The organism is Promicromonospora kroppenstedtii DSM 19349 (genome assembly GCF_000515355.1).
Taxonomy (GTDB): domain Bacteria; phylum Actinomycetota; class Actinomycetes; order Actinomycetales; family Cellulomonadaceae; genus Promicromonospora; species Promicromonospora kroppenstedtii.
Map to the genome: position 1 here is coordinate 1 of NZ_KI911587.1, position 872 is coordinate 872.

Consider the following 872-nt stretch of genomic DNA (forward strand, 5'->3'; position numbering starts at 1 on the left):
GCTCTGCGCGGCGCGGTCGCGCGGCCCGCTGTCCACCTCGCGCTCGATCCACTCCCGCGCCGCCGACTCGTCGAACGGGTAGGCGGGCGACGCCACGCCGCGGGCCACGGCCAGACCGGCCGCGACGTCGCCTTCACGCCCCTCCGGAAAGGTCATGCGGGCCAGCCGCGCCAGCAGGCCGAGACGTAGGTACCGGGCCACCCCGATGCCGGACACGTCGCTGGGCAGAGCGGCCGAGGACACCACGCCGCGCACCCGGTCCGGATGCCGCAGCGTGATCCGCTGGGCGACGGCGCCGCCCAGGGAGTGGCCGAAGACGTACGCGGCCGACCAGCCCAGGTCGTCGAGGACGGCGACGGCGTCGTCGGTCATGTCCTCCGAGGTGTAGGCCGCCCCTCGCCCGCCGAACAGCGCCGCGAACGGGTTCCCGGTGCCGGACGGCGGCATGCGGGTCGACTGCCCGGCGTCGCGCTGATCGTAGCGCACCACGCGGAACCCCTCGTCCGCGAAGGCCTGGCAGAGGCCGGTCGGCCACCAGAAGCGGGAGGTGCCCAGGCCCATCACCAGGAGCAGCGGATCGCCCTGTGCCCCGAGCAGCTCGTCCCAGGCGATCTCCACCCGGCCGTTCCGCGCGTAACGCGTCGGGCCCCACACCGTTTCGACCACGAGCAACTCCCTCCGTTTATGCGAACGGCGTTCGCATTTCCTGCAACCTACACTTCACGAACAGCGTTCGCGAAACCGAAGCCGCCAGGGAGGCGTGTCGAGATGCCAAAACCGGTCGAACCGAGCTCGGCGTCGTCAGGTCCGCCGGGCGGCGCGCCGGCACCGGCGACGCCAGCACCGGCACCGGCGACGCCGCCCCCGGCGAC

At 73.5% G+C, this 872-nt stretch carries 1 protein-coding gene; it reads right to left on the reverse strand.

The features are described 5' to 3' along the window. On the reverse strand, window positions 1-666 hold a 666-nt coding region (locus PROKR_RS02625; protein ID WP_211240000.1), incomplete at its 3' end, for an alpha/beta hydrolase family protein. Window positions 667-872 lie beyond the last annotated feature (206 nt).